General features: G+C 57.7%; 16 protein-coding genes and 1 riboswitch. Of the genes, 7 read left to right on the forward strand and 9 right to left on the reverse strand.

Annotated features, from left to right (window positions below):
- Position 1: 1 nt before the first annotated feature.
- The 6 genes from mnmE to rpmH form a co-directional block, all read right to left on the reverse strand.
- Positions 2 to 1,315, reverse strand: a complete 1,314-nt coding sequence (gene mnmE / locus II896_00635; GenBank protein ID MBQ4443150.1) for a tRNA uridine-5-carboxymethylaminomethyl(34) synthesis GTPase MnmE — start codon at positions 1,313 to 1,315, stop codon at positions 2 to 4.
- Between the two features lie 74 nt (positions 1,316 to 1,389).
- Positions 1,390 to 2,073, reverse strand: coding sequence for a protein jag (locus II896_00640; GenBank protein ID MBQ4443151.1), 684 nt, complete (start codon positions 2,071 to 2,073; stop codon positions 1,390 to 1,392).
- Positions 2,074 to 2,089: 16 nt separating this feature from the next.
- The gene (yidC, locus tag II896_00645) at positions 2,090 to 3,184 is read right to left on the reverse strand and encodes a membrane protein insertase YidC (protein ID MBQ4443152.1); all 1,095 of its coding nucleotides are present in this window, start codon (positions 3,182 to 3,184) and stop codon (positions 2,090 to 2,092) included.
- Positions 3,172 to 3,414 carry a membrane protein insertion efficiency factor YidD gene (gene yidD, locus II896_00650; protein ID MBQ4443153.1) on the reverse strand — a complete coding sequence of 81 codons (243 nt, stop codon included), beginning with the start codon at positions 3,412 to 3,414 and terminating at the stop codon, positions 3,172 to 3,174. The genes yidC and yidD overlap by 13 nt, the downstream gene beginning before the upstream one ends.
- Entirely contained in the window at positions 3,411 to 3,755 is a 345-nt protein-coding gene (gene rnpA, locus II896_00655; protein ID MBQ4443154.1) for a ribonuclease P protein component, read from the reverse strand. Before rnpA ends, yidD begins: the two co-directional genes overlap by 4 nt.
- A complete protein-coding gene (gene rpmH / locus II896_00660) occupies positions 3,755 to 3,889 on the reverse strand; it encodes a 50S ribosomal protein L34 (GenBank protein MBQ4443155.1) in 135 nt (44 codons plus the stop codon). The genes rnpA and rpmH overlap by 1 nt, the downstream gene beginning before the upstream one ends.
- A 207-nt stretch (positions 3,890 to 4,096) precedes the next feature.
- On the opposite strand from rpmH, the gene II896_00665 reads away from it, so the two are divergent.
- Complete coding sequence (locus II896_00665; protein ID MBQ4443156.1) at positions 4,097 to 5,347, forward strand: hypothetical protein; 1,251 nt, start codon at positions 4,097 to 4,099, stop codon at positions 5,345 to 5,347.
- 127 nt (positions 5,348 to 5,474) lie between these two features.
- Here the strand turns inward: II896_00665 and II896_00670 are convergent, their stop codons facing one another.
- On the reverse strand, positions 5,475 to 7,181 hold the full coding sequence (locus tag II896_00670; GenBank protein MBQ4443157.1) for a 1-deoxy-D-xylulose-5-phosphate synthase: 1,707 nt from the start codon (positions 7,179 to 7,181) through the stop codon (positions 5,475 to 5,477).
- A gap of 8 nt (positions 7,182 to 7,189) precedes the next feature.
- On the reverse strand, positions 7,190 to 8,395 hold the full coding sequence (locus tag II896_00675) for a DUF1015 domain-containing protein (GenBank protein ID MBQ4443158.1): 1,206 nt from the start codon (positions 8,393 to 8,395) through the stop codon (positions 7,190 to 7,192).
- Positions 8,396 to 8,540: 145 nt separating this feature from the next.
- Between II896_00675 and II896_00680 the strand changes: the two genes are divergently transcribed.
- From II896_00680 to II896_00695, 4 genes are all read left to right on the forward strand, one after another.
- Complete coding sequence (locus II896_00680; GenBank protein MBQ4443159.1) at positions 8,541 to 9,431, forward strand: alpha/beta hydrolase; 891 nt, start codon at positions 8,541 to 8,543, stop codon at positions 9,429 to 9,431.
- A 13-nt stretch (positions 9,432 to 9,444) separates the two neighbouring features.
- The gene (locus II896_00685) at positions 9,445 to 11,409 is read left to right on the forward strand and encodes an ABC-F family ATP-binding cassette domain-containing protein (GenBank protein MBQ4443160.1); all 1,965 of its coding nucleotides are present in this window, start codon (positions 9,445 to 9,447) and stop codon (positions 11,407 to 11,409) included.
- A 52-nt stretch (positions 11,410 to 11,461) separates the two neighbouring features.
- A riboswitch (cobalamin riboswitch) is annotated at positions 11,462 to 11,613 on the forward strand.
- 255 nt (positions 11,614 to 11,868) lie between these two features.
- Positions 11,869 to 12,345 (forward strand): hypothetical protein, encoded by a 477-nt coding sequence (locus II896_00690; GenBank protein MBQ4443161.1) that lies wholly within the window; start codon positions 11,869 to 11,871, stop codon positions 12,343 to 12,345.
- A gap of 5 nt (positions 12,346 to 12,350) precedes the next feature.
- The gene (locus II896_00695; GenBank protein MBQ4443162.1) at positions 12,351 to 13,019 is read left to right on the forward strand and encodes a hypothetical protein; all 669 of its coding nucleotides are present in this window, start codon (positions 12,351 to 12,353) and stop codon (positions 13,017 to 13,019) included.
- A gap of 60 nt (positions 13,020 to 13,079) precedes the next feature.
- On the opposite strand, the gene II896_00700 is transcribed toward II896_00695, so the two are convergent.
- The gene (locus II896_00700; protein ID MBQ4443163.1) at positions 13,080 to 13,256 is read right to left on the reverse strand and encodes a hypothetical protein; all 177 of its coding nucleotides are present in this window, start codon (positions 13,254 to 13,256) and stop codon (positions 13,080 to 13,082) included.
- 89 nt (positions 13,257 to 13,345) lie between these two features.
- Between II896_00700 and II896_00705 the strand changes: the two genes are divergently transcribed.
- Together II896_00705 and ftsH are read left to right on the forward strand one after the other, a co-directional pair.
- Entirely contained in the window at positions 13,346 to 14,671 is a 1,326-nt protein-coding gene (locus II896_00705) for a bacterial Ig-like domain-containing protein (GenBank protein MBQ4443164.1), read from the forward strand.
- A 258-nt stretch (positions 14,672 to 14,929) separates the two neighbouring features.
- Positions 14,930 to 16,834 (forward strand): ATP-dependent zinc metalloprotease FtsH, encoded by a 1,905-nt coding sequence (gene ftsH, locus II896_00710; GenBank protein MBQ4443165.1) that lies wholly within the window; start codon positions 14,930 to 14,932, stop codon positions 16,832 to 16,834.
- Positions 16,835 to 17,008: the final 174 nt, after the last annotated feature.

Genomic DNA, 17,008 nt, shown 5'->3' on the forward strand with positions numbered 1-17,008 from the left:
ATCACTTCCCCACGCAGAAGGACGCGAAAACGCGGTCTATCACGTCTTCGGTGGCGGTGGCGCCGTCCACTTCGCCCAGCGCCTGATAGGCGGCGCGCAAGTCTACCAATACGCAGTCGAGGGGCATATTTTCATAGGCCTCGGCTGCTCGCTTCAAGTGGTCGAGCGCGCGCTTGACCGCCTCGATGTGCCTGTCCTCGGACAGCATACCGCCGTAGGCGCGATCCACCTTGGCGATGGCGGCCACTTCGTGCAGAAGCGCCTCTACGCCCGCGCCCGTTTTGGCGCTCACCGAGGGGTGATCCGCCGTCGGCGCTTCGGCCACGTCCGTCTTGTTGTAGACCACGAATAGGTGCTTCTTTTTGAAACGGCGTAGCCACGCGGGGTTGGGCGTTTCGCCCCGTTCCGCGTCCAAGAGGTAGACCACGGCGTCGGCCTTATCCGCGGCCGAGTAGGCGCGTTCCACGCCCATTTTCTCCACCGCGTCCTCGGTTTCGCGCAGGCCCGCGGTATCCAAAAGGTTCAGACGTACCCCGTCTATCGATACACTTTCGCACAGCGTGTCTCTCGTCGTACCCGCGATGGGCGTGACGATGGCTCTGTCCTCGTGCAGAATGCAATTCAAAAGGCTACTCTTGCCCGCGTTGGGCGTGCCGATGAGGGCGACGGATACGCCGTGCCGCACCAGCTTGCCGTTTTCCGCTCCCTCGTCGAGCGCGGTCAATTCGGCTATGAGGGTTTGCATGGTCGGCGCAAAATCCCGTTCGATCTCGTCCGCCATCTCGTCGGGGTAGTCCAACCCCGCCTCCAACGTGGCCGTCAACGCCGCGAGAGAGGCCAAGGTGGGGGCGAGCCTTGCGCCCAAACTGCCCGCCATCATTTGATAGGACAGGTTGACTTCGGCGCGGCTCTCGGCGTTGATAACGCCCAATATGCCCTCGGCTTGGCTCAACGTCACCTTGCCGTTGAGGAAAGCGCGCCGCGTAAATTCGCCCGCCTTGGCGAGCCTCGCGCCGTCCGCCAAAAGGGTGCGCAGCACCAAGTCGGCGAGGGTGACGCCCCCGTGGATCTGAAACTCCACGATATCTTCGCCCGTGTAGCTTTTGGGCGCGGCGAAGTAGACCATCATACATTGTTCCTCGAATCCGTCGCCCGCGAAGCGTCCCAAATACATACGGTTGGGTTGCGGCGCGGCGGGCATAGCGCGCGAAGAAAAGCGCCGTAGAGCATAGGATAGACTATCCTCTCCCGACAAGCGGACGATGCCGATGGCGCCCACGCCTATGGCTGTTGAAATGGCTACGATGGTTTGCATACCTGTCTTAATATGTCAATAGCCGATTTGCTGGTACAAATCGGCTATCGGTTTTCGGCTGTTTGCCGTAGTGGTCAGAATCTTCTCTTTTTGCCGCCGAAAGAGCGGGTTTTCATACCGCCCGTGCGGAAAGACTTGTTGGTGCCGTAGGTGATTTCCTTTTCCTTGGGAATGATGACCACGTAGCGGTTGGGCTCGTCCCCGAAGGATTCGGTGCGCACGCGCTCGTCGTCGGCTAAGGCCTCGTGAATGACCTTGCGGTCCTGGTTGTTCATGGGCTCCAACTCCACCTGTTTCCCTTCGCGCACCGCTTTGTCCGCCAAGCGCAACGCCAAGGCGTGCAAGGTATCGGTGCGTCTCGCGCGGTAGCCCTCCACGTCGATGGTGACGCGGGTATAGGACGCGTCGTCTTTGTTGATATGGATGGTGGTGAGGTATTGAATGGCGTCCAACACTTCCCCGCGGTAGCCGATGACCGCGGCGCTGTCCTTGCCGCTCACTTGGGCCAGGAAGCCGCCCTCCACGTCTTCGACCGTTACGTCGCAGTCCAATCCCATACGCTCAAGTAGCCCCGCGATGAAGTCGCACACCTCGTCTTTTGGGGTGCTCTTGACGGTCAAGCGCACTTTGGCGCCGGCGAACAAGCCGCCTTTTTTGAGGACTTCGATTTCCACCTCGTCCTCGGTCATTCCCAACTGTTCCAAACCGATGGCGATGGCCTCTTCTACGGTTTTGGCTTCTTTCTCTATGGATATCATATCGTCTCCTTTTCGTTTAGGCGTTGCCCTTGGCTTCTTCCATAGCGTCTTTCTTCTTCGTGACCGCGTTGTAAATAAGGTTTATCGCAACCGTTATGAACGAGTTGGTAAACATATAGATACAAAACGCGGCGCTGTAGAAGAGCGAAAACACGCCTATCATAATGGGCATCAGCCACATCATATATTTCATACTGTTAGCCGCACCGCCGCCGACGGGCTTGCCGTTCTGGTCGTATTGGGTGGGCGTTTCGGGTTGGTTGCCCTTGGTGAGTCGGGTGCTGATGATAGAGAGCGCCAAGCTCAAGATGGGCAGGATGAGGTAGCCGTTCCAATGCTTCATATCGAAGAAGGTCTTGAACGCGCTGCCCTTGTCGACCTTGTTGTACTTTTGCATCGCGGGCATCAAAATGGCGTCGTAGGCGTTGCCGTACTTGGAACTGTAGGGGAAGTTGACGTCGGTCAACACCGCGTTGAGTTTGCCCATACCCGTACCGGCGTAGGTGCCGATGTCGGGCACGACGTCCGCCCAGGTGTCGGGCATAAAGACGTTGTCGATCCACAGCCATTTCCACTTTTCGCTGCCGTCCTCGTTGACTTTGAGTTTCTCGTAGGACTCCAACATAATGGCGTCGATCTCGTCGTCCGTCTTGGTGTCGAGGTAGCCCGTGTCCACTATTTCCGCTTTGTAGGTCTGCGTCAACTCGTACACCATCATCTGGTTTTCGTACTTGACGCAGGCGTTGAAGCCCGAGAAGACCACCAAGAAGATGACCAAGGTCAGTAGAGAAGGCAAGCAAGCGCCCCACATCGAGTAGCCGTATTGCTTGTACAACTCCATTTGCTTCTTTTGAATGACTTGGGGATTGCCGGCGTAGGCCTCGTTGATGCGGTCCAATTCGGGCTTCATCAACTTCATCGCCTTGTTGTTCTTGCGGGTGGCGGCCTTTTGCCACAAGTCGAAAGGAGAAACTATCGCCTTGAGAATCAAGGTAAAAATAACGACCGTCCAACCGAAATTGCCGATTTGGTGATACAATAGGTCCACCAATTTGCCTATCCAGTTGGTCAGTTCGGGTTTCGCCAAAAATAAGAGACTCAAATCAACCATTTTGCCTTTCCTCTATAATTTTCGCGCACGGGATCGAACCCGCCTTTTGCCCACGGATTACACCGCAATATGCGGCACCCACCTAAAAAGCATCCTATGCAAAAGCCGTACTTCTCTATGGCCTGATAGGTATAAGAGGAACAAGTGGGTACGTAAATACAATGCGCCGCGATTGCCGGCGATAAGTATTTTTTGTAAAAGCGCAACAAAGCGCGTGCTAACCATTTCATTCGCGACGCAACTTGTCTGCTTTGACCAAGAGCGCGGTCAAAGAACGGCGCAATTCGTCAAAACTTCGCTGGGAGGACAGACTGCGTGCCACCACTACGTACGAGGTATGCCCTTTCACGTCGGGCAGAAGAGCGCGGAATATCTCGCGAAGACGGCGCTTGACCTTGTTGCGCACGACGGCTTTGCCCACCTTTTTGCCGACCACGAAGCCGACTTTCGGCAGGGGAAGTTTGCCGTCCAAGCACAAAAGCACCAAATTGTCGTCCGAATAACTCTTTCCTCGTCTGTAGATGACGTCGAAACTGCTTCTTCTACGCAGTCTGTACACCTTTTGCATCATTAGGCGGACAACTTCTTTCTACCTTTCGCTCTGCGGCGGGCCAACACGTTGCGGCCGCCCTTGGTCGCCATACGCGCACGGAAACCGTGCACTTTGCTTCTGTGTCTTTTCTTGGGTTGATACGTTCTGAACATTGCCATACATCTATCCTCACTTTGTAGTTTTTCAATCAAAAAGCACTATTCATGCGGTGAACAGTCTTCCCTATTATAACCAACCCGTCCCCGCTTGTCAATTATTTTTTGGCCTATTATTCTCTATTAATATTCTCGGCGCGTGGGTATATGTGCGCGTGTGCCGTCATACAGTAGAGAGAACGAATGGTCAAAGGAGTGTAAACGATGGATTTCGGAACGGACGGAATACGGATGCAAAACGTAGAAGAACTATGCCGAGTGGGCTACGGTATGGGCGTCGCACAGCGCGGCAAGAGCAAGATAGTTTTGGCCGAGGACAATCGCCCGACTTCGCGGCGCGTCGCGGCGGCGGTGGCGGCGGGGCTGGAAAAGGCGGGGTGCGACGTGCTCTATGCGGGCGTGGCGCCCATCGCGGCCCTGCAATACGCCGTGCGCTATTTCACGGCGGACGGGGGTATTATGGTGACCGCCTCGCACAATCCGCCCAAGTACAACGGGTTGAAGTACGTCGACGCGGAGGGGCGAAAACCGTCCGACGAGGAGTTGTCCGCCCTTGCCGCGGCGATGGAAGGAGTGCCCTATGCGGGCGAGGAAGTCGCGCTCTCGCCCTCGGACGTCGTGGCCAAGGCCTATCTCGGCAAATTCCGCGCTATGGGCGAGATCCCTCTGCGCGTGGCCGTGGATTGTGCCAACGGCGCGGCCTATCCCACCGTCAAACGCGTCTTCGTGGGCAAGGTGCGGGACGCCGTCTTTTTGCACCACGGCGAGGGCAAGTTCATCAACCGCGACTGCGGCGCTTTGCACCCCGAAACGCTTTTGGCGGTCGAAGACGCGGATATGGGGTTCGCCTTGGACGGCGACGGGGACAGGTGCGTGGCCGTCACGCGCGGACGGCGTATCGTGCGCGGCGACGAAATACTGTACCTCTTGGCCAAGTACTATCGGCTGCGGCATATGGATTTGGGCGCGGGGCTGGCGTCTACCGTGATGGCCAACGGCGCGTTGAGCAAAGCGCTGTCCGCCTTGGGACTGCGGCTGTACCGCACGGACGTGGGCGACCGCAATGTGTGGGAACTAATGCAGGCGCGGGGTTGCGTGCTGGGCGGCGAGCCGTCGGGGCATATCCTCGCGGCGGACGGCGTGTCGGACGGCATTATGACGGGGTTGACCTTGGCGGGCATCGCCGCCGAGATGGACTTGGACGAGGCGTTGGCGGACTATCGTCCGTGGCCGCAGTATCACACTGAGATTCCGTTGACGCCTACGGCGTTGCGCTACGCCAAGGCCGCCGAATCCAAGTGGCAGGACTATCTCGGCGAAACGGGCAGGGTGGTGGTGCGCCCCTCGGGCACCGAACCCGTGGTACGCGTCATGGTCGAGTGCGAAAGTATGCATTTAGCCGAAAATATCGCGGTATCCATCGTCCAAGCCGCAAAAAAACAAGGGCAGTCGTAGACGCCCTCTTTTTTCGTTTCGTACCGAGCGGGGCGGTTGCGGCGCGGCACGCTGCGATTACGGTTAAAAAACGCCGCGAAGTACCTCGGAGCGCGTCGCGGCGGCAAATTATTTTTCGATTGCGGCGTTACAGATATTTGCGCACGTCTTCGAGAACGGCCTCGGGCGTCATGCGGTTCGCCTCGATTTGTTGCTCGTAGGTCTTGCGGTCGACGAAGGTCTTGGGTGCGCCCCGCAACAGCACTTTGCAGTCCTTGTCGGCGAGATACGCCGCGACTTTTTGACCGAAGCCGCCCGAAAGTATGCCGTTTTCGAGGGTGACGAATAGGTCGTGCGTCGGCAGCAAAGCGTCCAGCGCTTTTTCGTCCACGTCCGAGTAGCGGTCGCACGCCACCAATGTGGGCTCTACGCCGTTTTGGCGCAAATAGGCGCATACGTCCACGGCTTTTTCGGCCATATCGCCCAAAGCGAGCAGGGCGACACGGGCGCCCGTTTGCCATACCTGCCAACGGTTAAAGCCGTCCGACGGGCGGGTGCTATCGGCGTAAGCGTAGGGTACGCGAATGACGACGGGCGTTTCGGTTTGGTCTATCGCCCAGTCGAGCGTATCGAGTAGTTGCGCTTTCGAGGTGGGCGCCAGGCACAGCAGTCCCGGCACGTTGGACATCATGGCCATATCGTACAACCCCGCGTGCGTGGGATCGTAGTAGCCCATACCGCCGTTGTACACCAACACGACGGCGGGATTGCCGTTCAAAGCCAAGTCCTGCATCAGTTGGTCGTAGGTGCGCTGTACGAAGGAACTCAACACCGCCCACACGGGTTTCGCGCCGCGCCGCGCCAACCCAGAAGCCAACGCCACGGCGTGTTCTTCGGCGATGCCCACGTCCACGAAGCGGTCACCCACGCGTTTACGCCAAGCGGGCGTCAGTCCCGCGGCGCCGGGCGTGGCGGCGTTGACCACGACGATATTCTCGCCCCGTTCTATTTTTTCGGCCAGACGGTCGGCGATTTGTACGCTGAGGGGCGCCTCTTTCGGCGGCACCCACGAAGCGGCCGATATCCAATGGCCGCGCTCTTTGTCGCGTTCGGCCCAAGCGAGGCCTTTGCCTTTTTGGGTATGCACGTGCACGACGATGGGGTGGTCGCAGTCCTTTACCCGCTCGAAAGCGTCTATGAGCGCGCCCACGTCGTTGCCGTCCTCTACGTAGACGTAGTCCAGCCCCAACGCGCGGAAGAGATTGGGTTCGCCCTTTCCCTTCGTGCGGCGCAAGACGGCCAACCCTTCGTACAGACCGCCTTTGTTTTCGGCGATGGACATTTCGTTGTCGTTGAAGAGCACGATCAGGTTGCCCTTGACCGTGGCCGCGTTATTGAGCCCCTCGAATGCTTCGCCGCCCGACAGGCTGCCGTCGCCCAATACGGCGACCACGCGCTCGGTGCCGCCCAACACGTTGCGGCCCGTGGCAAGCCCAACCGCCAAACTGACGGCGGTGGACGTGTGCCCGACCATGAATTGGTCGTGCTCGCTTTCGTTGGGGTTGGTGTAGCCCGACGTCTTGCCCGCCATAAAGTCCTCGTAGCGGCCGGTGATCATCTTGTGCACGTAGCTTTGGTGGGATACGTCTAAGACGAACTTGTCCCGCGGCGAATCGAACACATAGTGCAAGGCCACGGTGGCCTCGACGAGCCCCAGATTGGAGCCTATATGGCCGCCCGTGCGGGTGACGCGCTCTATGAGGTCTTGCCGAATCATGGCGCACAAGTCTTTGAGCGCCGCAAGGTCGAGTGATTTGATATATCGTGGGGTGAGGTCTTTTGCCGAAATGGTCATACGCGCTCCTATCGGATGAGTTTGCCTTCCATATAATAGCGTTTTTCTTCCGCTTCGCCCAAACTGAAGGCCTTTTTGGGTAATACGCCGTGCGCTTGCACGTAGGGGAACAGGTCGCTTTTTTGCATACAGGGCATCACGACGCCGATACCGTCGGTCGCCGCGCATACCGTGTTGAGGTGTTCTTCGCCGTGGATATAATCCACCGATACGGCGGGATGCCGCGCCAGATAATCGGCAATAAACGCCGCCATCTTTTCTATGACGGCGGTGGCGTCGCGGTCGCAATCGACGGTGTACGTACCCCCCTTATACAGTACGTTCAGCTTGCCTTCGCCGTGGAAAGCGCCCTTCATTTCGCGCAAGAAATCCTCGAAGTCCGCGCCCGTCACCACGCGGTGAATGGGGTGGAAGGTCAGCCCATCCGAATGCAGGTTGATGAGCTCTACGGTGGCGTATCTCGCGGGGTGCGTCAGCCTTTCTTCGGGCGAAAGCCCCGCCTTGATCTTTTCCCAGTACTTTTTGGCCGAAGCGATGGAGTGATTGCCGTCGCCCACGGCGAATTGGAAGTCTTTGCCTTGGGTAATCGCCGTCAGTTGAGACAGCACTGCTTCGCTGTCGGTCACGCGGTATCCGCGAAGGTGTCCGCCCCCCATGTTGAGTTCGAAGTCGTAGAGGAGAGGCAGATCGTTGCGCCTTGCGTACACCCGTTCGACCACGCCCTCTCGGCGGTCGTCCACCAATAGTAGAGCGTGCGTAAATTCCAACCGTGCGCCGTCGCGTATGCGCACCCGAATGGGCAGGCGCGATTCAACCGTGGCTTCGGTGGCGCGGATATGCGCCGCGGCCTCGGGGCGGTAGTCATATTCTTCCAGGTCGATGGCCACCACGAGCCCTATGCGCACGCCGCCCGTAGGCAGGGTACGCTCGACCAGCACGAAGTCGTCCACCTCGTCGAAGACCGCGCTATGAACGTAGTCGTTCATACGGGCGTGAATGGCCGCGATGCGCGCCGCGATCTGCTCCTCGTTCGAGACGGACAGATAGTATTCGGGAAAGATGAGCCGCAAAGTGGACGTGTCGCCCGAGATGGCGTCCAACTTCTCCCAATAATCCTTTTGCGAGGTGAATTGGTCGCAGGCGATTACCGCCCATTTGCGATAATCGTATTCCTTTTTGGGTACGAGTAAGCGGGGTACGTTGACGATAGCCATAAATCCTCCAATGAGCGCTCGCCCGTATTCGGGCGCACGCGATACAATGATTATACCCCAAATGTACGGGCATTGTCAATGAGGATATTGACTTTGAAAAAAGAGTAGTATATAATGAATATATCACGAAATTACGGAGATATCGATGATGGGTACTATCAAAATGATGATTAAGTTGATGAAATCCACCGACGAGAAGCGGTTCGCCGTTATCAACGCGGCGGAGGGCGTGGCGGTCACCCCCAACGTCCCTTATATAGACGACGGCAATCCCTTGCACACGCTCACCGTCTACCGTGCCGAGGACGCCGTCGGCCCCCAACCCGTGATGGTGGAGGTGCACGGCGGCAGTTGGGTGTACGGCGACAGCCAACTCAACCGCTATTCCAACCATTGGGTGGCCAAGCGCGGCTTCACGGTGTTTTCGCTGGGGTATAGAATTTGCCCCGAGGTCAACTACGCGGGCGGGTTGGAAGATATTTTCCAAGCCTTTCAATGGGTGTACGAGCACGGCGCCGAGTACGGCGGCGATATGAACAACGTCTACCTTTGCGGAGACAGTTCGGGCGGGCACTTGTCTTCGTTGGCCGTGGAGTGTATGGCCGACGCGGACAAAGCCGAGGCCTTCGGCGGGCTCAAAACCGACCTTCGATTCAACGCCGTCAACTTTTCCTGCGGCGCGTTCTATCTGCGCGATATGTGCGAGATCCCCTGCGCCCGTGCCTATTTCGGCAAGATTATCGGCAAGGGGTGGAAAAAGAGCAAGTATTACGACCTCGCCAACTTCGACCTGAAACCCGGTCTCGAGGTGCCGCCCATGCTGTTTTCTTCCTGCTACAAGGACTTTTTGCGCAAATACGTGCTCAAAGCCTACGAGGCGGTCAAAGCGGCGGGCTACACCTGCAAGTTGATTTACCGCGACGCCAAGACCGAGAACGAGCTCGAGCACGTCTACAACGTGCACTGGCCCGATTGGCCCGAGTCGGAAGAGACCAATCAAGGTATGCTCGACTGGTTTTTGCAGTACAAGAAGTAACTAAGCATACGGAATGCTGTTTGAAATACAATCTTTACAATTCGGTTACGACGACTTCGTCCTATTGGAAGACGTCAATGCGGTCATGAACGAAGGGGACCGTATAGGTCTTATCGGCGCCAACGGCGTGGGTAAGACCACTTTATTACGCCTTCTTTTGGGTGAATTGACGCCGGACAAAGGCACCATCGTCAAGCGGCGCGGCCTGCGCGTGGGCGTTTTGCGCCAGCACGATGCCTTGTTGGGCGAGGGCACCGTGTGGGACGAGATGCAGTCGGCGTTCGGCGAAGTCGTCGCCGCCGAAAAGGAAATGCGCCGCATCGAGGGCGAATTGCAGACCGTCAAAGAGGGCGACTCTGCGTATCGCGCGCTTGCGCAGGAGCACGACCGTTTGGAGAAATATATTTTGTCCCGCGACGGCTACCACCGCGACGTGCGCGTCAAGACCGTCCTCAACGGCATGGGCTTCGCGGATTACGATATGCCCGTCGCGCACCTTTCGGGCGGGGAGAAGACGCGGCTCGCTCTGTCCAAACTGCTCTTGTCCGACCTCGAATTGCTCGTGTTGGACGAGCCGACCAATCACTTGGACGTGGACACGGTGGAGTGGTTGGAGAAGTATTTGGAAGGGTACAAGCAAGGGTTGCTCATCGTGTCGCACGACCGTTATTTTTTGGACAAAACAGTCGGGAAGATATGGGATATCGAGGGAAAAACCCTCTTCGAGTGGCGCGGCAACTATACCAAAGCCGTGGCCACCAAGCGCGACGTGGCGGCCTACCAAGCCAAGCAGTACGAGCGTCAGCAGGCGCAGATCGCCGAAATGCGCGAGTACGCCGAGCGCAATATATGCCGCGCTTCCACGTCCAAAAGCGCCAAGAGCCGCCTCAAACGCATAGAGGGTATGGACTTGGTGGACAAGCCCCTTCCCCCCATTCGGTCGCCGCACATCGCCTTCGACGTGGTGGGCGAGAGCAACCGCGACGTGCTCAAGGTCTCGGATTTGTGTCTCAAAGCGGGGGATACCGTCCTCGTACCGCACCTTTCTTTTGAGGTGCGCAAGGGGGAACGCGTCGCCGTCGTGGGCAAAAACGGCATAGGCAAGAGCACCCTCATCAAAACGCTTTTGGGGCTCGTCAACGCCGAGACCGACCACTACAACGTGTTGCCCGATCCGCAGAGCAGTTGCCAAGTGGGCGGCGCCAACGCCGTCCGCAACGTCAACGGCGCCGTGTGGTACGGCAAAAATCTGCGGGTGAGTTATTACGACCAAGAAAACCTCAACCTGTCCCCCAACGCCGAGGTGTTGGGCGAGTTGTGGTTCCGCTTCCCCTCTATGACGCAGACCTACGCGCGTAGCAAGTTGGCCAATCTTTTGTTCTCCGCCGAGGATATGGACAAGACGGTGGGCAGTCTTTCGGGCGGCGAAAAGGCCAAGTTGGGCGTGGCCATCGTCACCTGCGAGGGGAGCAATCTGCTGTTTTTCGACGAGCCGACCAATCACTTGGACCTCGCTTGCCGCGAGGCGTTGGAAACGGCGCTCAAGCGCTACCAAGGCACCGTCTTTTTCGTATCGCACGACCGCTATTTCGTCAACGCCGTAGCCACCAAAGTGTTGGAATTGACGCCCACGGGCGCGAGGACGTACGAGGGCGGTTACGACGCCTATCTCGCCGCAAAAGAAAAGGAAAAAACCCTCGTCAAAGAGGCCGTCAAGGACGCCCCCGTCGAGAAGACGGCGGGCGGCAATTATCGCAGCAAAGAGGAACGCAAAAAAGAGGCGCAGCGCCGAGAGGCCGTCGCCCGCACCGAGAAACGGTTGGAGGCGTTGGCGGTGCAGATCGCCGACCTGACCGCAAAACTGTCCGCGGGCGGCAGCGATTGGCAACAGCTTGCCGAATGGGACAAGCAACTCGCGGCGGCCCAACAAGAGGAAGAAGAACTGTACGCCTTGCTGGAAACGCTTTTGACCGATTGAGATAAAGGGCGAACGATTGACAAGCGCCCCCTTTCGTGCTATAATCAAACTACAACCGAATATCCGCCTTGGTTTAGAAGCGCGGGGCAACCTCGCGCAAGCTATCAACAGTGGGAATGGTGGTGCAAATCCACCGCAACAGCCATTACCGTAAACGCGAATTTTCGCAAAGTCGGAAGACCTGCCTTGGCGGCAAACCGCAACGATTTTTTTGGGGCAAGAGCAAAAAAACGGTGCAAAAACGTGGGGTACGTGCCCCAAGTTTTGCGTCATTTTGCCTTTTCCGTTGTGAAAAGGCTTTTTTCTCTTTGCCCGCCACGGCGGGCTTTTTGTTTGCTCCGTCCCAAAAAGCACAATGCGGTTTCGCTTTTCCCCCGCCGTATGCTTGCGCGAGTCTAACGCGGCTTCGGCGTCGAAAGAAAGACAAAATAACGTCGAAAGACGAAAAAGGAGAACATTATGAAAAACTTCAAGAAATTAGCAATCGTACTGATGGTACTCGTCCTCGCCGCCTCTTTGGTGGTCGGCGCTGTCGCTTGCGCAAAGAAAATCGGTGACAAAGGCACCGTAACCGTCGTGGTCGAGTCGGGGAAAGAAGGCGTGGCCGCAACCGAATACGTGGTGGATTTGTCCAAACTGTCCGGCAACAAGGGGCTTGTCACCGTACTGGATTATCTCAAAGAAAACGAGTCTCTTACTTATGCCATTTCGGGCGGCATGTTGACGGAAGTCAACAATTTGAAAAACGCCAGCGACTGGAATCCTTATATCTCGTTGTGGACGTCGGTAGAGGCGGATAAAGCGCCTGCGGAAGACGAATATGCTACCAACAAAGAATACAAAAAATATGCGTTGCGTTCTTCCAATTTGGGCGCGCTCAGCATGACCATCGACGACGGTGCGGTCATATACATCGGATATGCCTATATGAGTTAGTGGATATGTCCGCAAATCTTGCTCGAGCGCGTACGCAAAAGGGTGCTTTACGAGTGGCCTTGATCGCCGTGATGGCGGCGACCGTAGAGGCCGGCAAATGGGCGTTGGCGGCCATCCCGAACGTGGAGATCGTCACGCTCTTTACCGCACTCTACGGCTACGTGTTCGGGTGGATGGGCATGGCGGCCACGCTCGTCTTCGTATGGCTCGAGAGTATGATATGGGGCTTCAATACTTGGGTGTTGGAGTATATCGTGCATTGGTCGGCGGTATGCGGCGCGTTTTGGCTCTTGGGCAGAATGCGCGTCAAAAATCGCGTGGTGCTGACGGCGGTCGCGGTGATTTTGACCATCGCTTTCGGCGTCCAGAGTTCCCTCGTCGACGTGCTTTTGTATATGCGTGACGGTACTTTTATCGTCAAAACCACCAACTACTGGAGACGGTTTGCCGTCTATTATATGAACGGCATATGGTTTTATGTGGCGCAGGTTGTTACCAACCTGGTGGTCTTCCCCTTGCTCTTTATCCCCATGCAGCGGCTGTTGCACCGATTGGGCGGCCGCTACGAGATATGCGTGGGCAGGCGCAAAGACGACGAGCCGCGCGAGCCTGCGGATTTGCCTTTCGACGCCGCCCCGGCGGACGAGCCTGTCGGCGGAGAAGACGCGCAATAATCGTCGTTATGCCAAAAAAAGAGGGACGCGTCGTGCGTCCCTCTTTCTATAACCCGCATATCACCAATCGTCGTAGGGGCTGGTCTTGATATCGTCGTAAAACTGCAAATATTTATTTTTGAACGCGGCGGCGTCCTCGTCCCCTTGGGGCAACAAGTCCTCGGGGGCGAAGTCGGCGAGGGACACGGCGTCCTCGTCCATCATATCCGCCAATTTGCTCAGTTCGTAGTCGTTCATAATTTCCGTAGATATTATAGTCCTTCCTTTCGCTTTTGTCAAGAAGTGTGCGTGTTGACAATTCGACTTTATCATATTATAATATGGGTATGAAACGCTCGATATGGATGATAACGATAGTAGTGGTTTTGGCGGCTGTGGCCGCTTGCCTCTTCGCCTGCGAAAAGGTCAAGGTGACCGGCGTCGAGGTGGACCAAATGCCGCAGAAGACCAAGTATTATACGGGAGAGCAGCTGGATTTGACGGGATGCACCTTGAGCGTCCTGTATTCCGACCATTCGGTCAAGACCGTGGATGTCACCGCGGATATGGCTTCGGCCTTGGACACCAAGAACGTAGGCGTCAAGACGGTCATTCTCACCTACACCGAGGGCGGGCTCAACTACACCGCGTCCATGACGCTGCACGTCATTTCCCGTCCGCCCGCTTCGTTGCGCGTGGCCACCCCGCCCGCCAAGACCGAGTACGTGGAGGGGCAAACGATCGACCTCACGGGGTTGACGGTCGAGGTGGTGTACACCGCCGAGCAGAGTATGATCGTCACCGAGCGTGATTTGACTTACGCCAAAGGCGCGGCGGTTTTGGGCGAAAACGGCGTGCAAGTGTCCTTCGCGGGGCTTACGCTCACGGTGCCCGTTCGCGTGGTGCCTTTGGCCGTGGTCGGGTTGGAGGCCGAGCCGATCGGCGGGTGCGTCTATCGCAATCAGCGTTTGCACGTCGGTATGTTCGACGTGTATTATCTCTACAACGACGGCACCAAGTCGCCGTGTACCCGCGCGGTATTGGAAGAGAACGGTGAAGTCGTCCGCGACACGGGGACTATGACCGTGCATATCGGCGCCGTAGACGACGCCGACGTGCCGTTCTCCTGCACCGTGGACGTTCGGGCGGTAGAGGATGAGGTATCTCGCGTATCGTTATATTCCGCGCCTCTCTCTTACGAGGTGGGCGCCACCTTCGATTGGCGCGAAATCGTCCTTACCGTGGACTTTGCGCACGCTACGGGCGTACGCTATACGATGGGGCGCGACGCGTATGCGTCGCTTGCGCTGTCCGTCGCCGACGGCGCCGTGCTTGACCGAGAGGGCGCGGTGGACGTGGTCGTATCCGTGGGCGAGCGCACGGTCGGGACTTTCCGCATAGGCGTAGGCGCGCCCGTACCCGTTCGGTGGCGCGTCGCCGAAGGGGAGAACGAAGTGGTGGAGGTCGCGGCGGGCGATGTGCCGCGCCCCGTTACGCTTATGTTGTACGCCGTGCTGTCCGACGGCACCGAGCAACTCGTGTGGCACAGATGGCGGGCCGAAGCTGGCGTCGAGGTGACCTTGCCCGACGCGGCGACGGCGGGGCAGACCACGGCCGCGTTGACCTATATGGGTATGGGTTACACCTTCGCCATTCGCGTAATCGAAGAGTAGGTATTGCACCCCCGCTCTTGCAAATACTAACCGCACCGACATTTTTTTGTCGCCAAGCGGTCAAAATACAGTTGAAGTCGGCACGCGTCTTATGATATAATATCTATTGCGCATCGGCGCGTCGCGCGCCGTAACGCGCGTGCAAAATCAAAATTATCTTTCTTCCTTCGGGAGAAAGCGGAGGTTACGTTGAAAAGAAGTACCATCTTTCGTATCGTCGTCATCGTGGCGGTAGTCGCGGCTATCGTGCTTTTGGCGATGTATGCCGCCAACGTGTTCGGCGCCAAGAACGAGATTACCTACGGCCAATTCGTCGAGAAATTGTACGCGGGCGAGATCGCCGAGGTCGCCGTGGACGGCAATTATTCCGTATATTTGCTGTACAAAGACAGCAAGGTCAATGCCAATCGCTTCCCCAATCAATACGACGCGTTCGTCTACGTGGACCATCGTACCAGCGTGCCAGATTTGGTGCGCGAGTACAACGCGGCGCACGCGGACGCCGCGGTGGGGTTGCGCTTCGACAATCCCTCGTCGGGGTCCATTTGGTCGTCCATTCTGCCCATGCTCATCATCGTGGGCTTGTCGGGCATTTTCCTCGTCATCTTGCTTCGTCAAAGCACCAACGCCAACAACAAGGCGATGAATTTCGGCAACAACCGCGCCGTGATGGTGCGCTCGTCCAAGGTGCGCTTCACCGACGTAGCGGGCGCCGAGGAAGAGAAAGAGGAACTCAAGGAGATCGTGGAGTTCTTGTCCAACCCCGCCAAGTTTACCAAGGTGGGCGCGCGCATTCCCAAGGGCGTCTTGTTGGTCGGCCCTCCCGGCACCGGTAAGACCTTGTTCGCCAAGGCCGTAGCGGGCGAGGCGGGCGTGCCTTTCTTCTCCATCACCGGTTCGGACTTCGTGGAGATGTTCGTGGGCGTGGGTGCTTCGCGTGTGCGCGATTTGTTTGCGCAAGCCAAGAAGTGTATGCCCTGCATCGTCTTCATCGACGAGATCGACGCCGTCGGCAGACAGCGCGGCGCGGGCTTGGGCGGCGGCAACGACGAGCGCGAGCAAACCCTCAACCAACTTTTGGTGGAGATGGACGGCTTCGACGCCAACGACGGCATCGTCATTATGGCGGCCACCAACCGTGCGGACATTCTGGACCCCGCTTTGATGCGTCCGGGGCGTTTCGACCGTCAAATCTACGTCAACGTGCCCGACGTCAAAGGCAGAGAGGAAATTTGCAAGGTCCACGCGCGCAACAAACCCCTGTCGGGAGATATCGACTTCCACGCCATCGCCCGTCTTACCGTGGGCTTCACGGGCGCGGATATCGAGAATATGCTCAACGAGGCGGCCATCTTGGCGGCCAGGCACAACCGTTCGGTCATCTTGATGGAAGACATCCTCGAAGGCATCAACAAGGCGATGATGGGCCCGCAGAAGAAGAGCCGCATCGTCACCGAGGTAGACAAGCGCATCACGGCCTACCACGAGTCGGGACACGCCATCTTGGCGCGCGTATTGGAAAATTGCGACGACGTGCAAGAGGTCTCCATCGTGCCGCGCGGCGCGGCCGCGGGCTACACGCTCACCCGTCCCGATGCGGACGATATGCACCTCTCCAAAGGCAAATTGCTGGATATGATCTGCATGATGCTGGGCGGTCGTGCCGCCGAGGAAATCGTCATCAAGGATATCACCACCGGCGCTTCCAACGACATCCAACGCGCCTCGCAAATTGCGCGTAGCATGGTCACCGAGTGGGGCATGAGCGATTTGGGATGTATCTATATGGGCGGTGACCAAGAGGTCTTCGTAGGCCGCAGTTGGGGCACGCATTCGGACATTTCGGACGATATGAGCAGCAAAATCGACGCCGAGATCAAGAAGATTATGGACGGGGCGTATCAACGCGCCTTGGCCGTGCTCAACGCGCACCGCGCCGTGATGGACGCCATGGTGGGCGAACTCTTCGAGCGTGAGACCATCTACAAAGAGGACGTGGACCGTCTCTTCCGAGAGGGCGGCAAAGGTGCGGACTCATCCGCCGAACCCGTCGCAAAAGACGAAACTCCCTCGGACGCTTCCGCCGAGCCCGCGAACACCATCGAGCCTCGGCAAACCGACGTCGCCAAAGACGCACCCAAAGACGACGCGGGCGGCGACTGACAGACGCTTCGCGGACGAACGACGCGGCTTTCAGTCGCGTTCGAAATCATATAAATACGCGCACGCATCTCGCGTGCGCGTATTTTCGCAGTACGGCGCGTAGCGGCAAATATGGCGAAAAAACGATTAAAATTATGCGCAAAAACACTTTGTTTCGGTTGCCTGTCAGGCGCA

This window comes from Clostridia bacterium (assembly GCA_017394805.1).
Taxonomy (GTDB): Bacteria; Bacillota; Clostridia; order Christensenellales; family CAG-1252; genus RUG14300.

What these genes read in the sequence shown, in the direction of transcription:
- mnmE (MBQ4443150.1), bottom strand. Translation starts at nt 1,315, where the DNA reads ATGCAAACCATCGTAGCCATTTCAACAGCCATAGGCGTGGGCGCCATC.
- II896_00640 (MBQ4443151.1), bottom strand. Translation starts at nt 2,073, where the DNA reads ATGATATCCATAGAGAAAGAAGCCAAAACCGTAGAAGAGGCCATCGCC.
- yidC (MBQ4443152.1), bottom strand. Translation starts at nt 3,184, where the DNA reads ATGGTTGATTTGAGTCTCTTATTTTTGGCGAAACCCGAACTGACCAAC.
- yidD (MBQ4443153.1), bottom strand. Translation starts at nt 3,414, where the DNA reads ATGAAATGGTTAGCACGCGCTTTGTTGCGCTTTTACAAAAAATACTTA.
- rnpA (MBQ4443154.1), bottom strand. Translation starts at nt 3,755, where the DNA reads ATGATGCAAAAGGTGTACAGACTGCGTAGAAGAAGCAGTTTCGACGTC.
- rpmH (MBQ4443155.1), bottom strand. Translation starts at nt 3,889, where the DNA reads ATGTTCAGAACGTATCAACCCAAGAAAAGACACAGAAGCAAAGTGCAC.
- II896_00665 (MBQ4443156.1), top strand. Translation starts at nt 4,097, where the DNA reads ATGGATTTCGGAACGGACGGAATACGGATGCAAAACGTAGAAGAACTA.
- II896_00670 (MBQ4443157.1), bottom strand. Translation starts at nt 7,181, where the DNA reads ATGACCATTTCGGCAAAAGACCTCACCCCACGATATATCAAATCACTC.
- II896_00675 (MBQ4443158.1), bottom strand. Translation starts at nt 8,395, where the DNA reads ATGGCTATCGTCAACGTACCCCGCTTACTCGTACCCAAAAAGGAATAC.
- II896_00680 (MBQ4443159.1), top strand. Translation starts at nt 8,541, where the DNA reads ATGATGGGTACTATCAAAATGATGATTAAGTTGATGAAATCCACCGAC.
- II896_00685 (MBQ4443160.1), top strand. Translation starts at nt 9,445, where the DNA reads ATGCTGTTTGAAATACAATCTTTACAATTCGGTTACGACGACTTCGTC.
- II896_00690 (MBQ4443161.1), top strand. Translation starts at nt 11,869, where the DNA reads ATGAAAAACTTCAAGAAATTAGCAATCGTACTGATGGTACTCGTCCTC.
- II896_00695 (MBQ4443162.1), top strand. Translation starts at nt 12,351, where the DNA reads ATGTCCGCAAATCTTGCTCGAGCGCGTACGCAAAAGGGTGCTTTACGA.
- II896_00700 (MBQ4443163.1), bottom strand. Translation starts at nt 13,256, where the DNA reads ATGAACGACTACGAACTGAGCAAATTGGCGGATATGATGGACGAGGAC.
- II896_00705 (MBQ4443164.1), top strand. Translation starts at nt 13,346, where the DNA reads ATGAAACGCTCGATATGGATGATAACGATAGTAGTGGTTTTGGCGGCT.
- ftsH (MBQ4443165.1), top strand. Translation starts at nt 14,930, where the DNA reads ATGTATGCCGCCAACGTGTTCGGCGCCAAGAACGAGATTACCTACGGC.